Source organism: Glaciimonas sp. GG7, from assembly GCF_052976905.1.
In genome coordinates this window covers 1-1,653 of record NZ_JBRIIQ010000203.1, presented here as the reverse complement: position 1 = coordinate 1,653, position 1,653 = coordinate 1, and the positions used below count along the sequence as shown (strand labels likewise).

General features: G+C 59.6%; 1 protein-coding gene. It reads left to right on the top strand.

What is annotated here, in order from left to right; all coding sequences use genetic code 11:
• On the top strand, positions 1-1,653 hold a 1,653-nt coding region (locus ACVBEF_RS21095), incomplete at both ends, for a condensation domain-containing protein (RefSeq protein WP_447125856.1).

The following is a 1,653-nucleotide window of genomic DNA, read 5'->3' as shown; positions in this document are numbered from 1 at the left end:
AATCTGGTCCGAACTATTGCAGATCGAACGCATTGGTCGTCACGACAATTTCTTCTCACTGGGCGGTCATTCCTTGCTGGCCATCACCCTGATCCAGCGCATGCGAGAGCACGGCATGCAAGCCGAGGTCCGTGCCTTGTTTTTGACGCCGACGGTGGCCGCACTGGCCGCTGTGATTGGCGCTGAAAGTCGCTTAGTCACCGTTCCCGAGAACCTGATTCCCGCCGGGTGTTCCGCCATCACCCCGGCGATGCTGCCGTTGGTGGCGTTGAGCAGCACGGAGATTGCCTGCGTGGTTGGTAGCGTCCCCGGAGGTGCGGCCAATGTGCAGGATATCTACCCGCTAGCCCCCTTGCAGGAAGGAATCCTGTTTCATCATCTGATGGCCAGACAAGGCGATCCTTATCTACTAGTCGCGCTCACCAGCTTTGACACCCGAGCGCGGCTGGACGCCTACCTGAGCGCATTGGAAGGCGTGATCCGACGGCATGACGCGCTACGCACCGCCTTCGTCTGGGAAGGCGTGCCGGAACCACTACAGGTGGTTTGGCGCAGCGCCCCACTGGTGCGGGAAGAACTGATCCTCGATCCAGCCGATGGTGATGTGGTCGATCAGTTACGGGCACGTTTCGATCCACGCCATATCCGGCTCGACCTGTCGCAAGCGCCCTTGCTGCGCACCAGCTTTGCCTTTGACGCGGTACAACGGCGCTGGGTCTTGCTGACCTTGCTGCACCATCTGGTGAACGATCACACTACTCTGGAAGTCATCGACGCTGAGATCGCAGCGCATTTGCAGGGACAAGAAGCGCAACTCCCAGTGCCACTGCAATTTCGTAATTATGTGGCGCAGACAAAGCTAGGGGCTAACATCGAAGCGGACGAAGCCTTCTTCCGGCAGATGCTGGGCGACGTTGATGCCCCGACCGCACCGTTCGGCCTGTTGGAGGTGCATGGCGATGGCATCGGACTCGAAGAAGCGCAGAGAGAACTCAATACCACGCTGTCGCAGCGATTACGGCAGCAGGCCCGGCAACTCGGTGTGAGTGCGGCCAGCCTGTGTCATCTGGCGTGGGCGCAAGTATTGGCGCGGGTCGCCAATCGTAGCGACGTGGTGTTCGGCACCGTGTTGTTTGGCCGGATGGAGGGCGGTGAAGGTGCCCGGCAGATGATGGGCTTACTGATCAATACGCTGCCGTTACGCATCAACATTGACCATCAAGGCATAGCCGCCAGTGTGCGACAGACGCATGCCTTGCTGGCCGAACTGATGGCGCACGAGCATGCTTCGCTGGCATTGGCACAACGCGCCAGTGCCATCGCTGCACCGCAACCGTTATTTTCGGCCTTGCTCAACTACCGTCACAGTATGTACAACGCCACGTCGCCGATCTGGGAGGGCGTCACCCAGATTGCGGGAGAAGAACGGAGCAACTATCCGTTGACCTTGTCGATTGACGATCTGGGAACGGACTTCGCACTCACCGTGCAAGTGACGCCTGCGATAGGCGCACTGCGGGTGTGCAGCTTCATGGAGACGGCGCTGGAAGGGTTGGTGACGGCGCTGGAGATAACGCCGGAGCGGTCCATTAATAGCATTGATGTGCTGCCAGCAATGGAGCGGCATCAGCTTGTGACCAGCTGGAACACGAC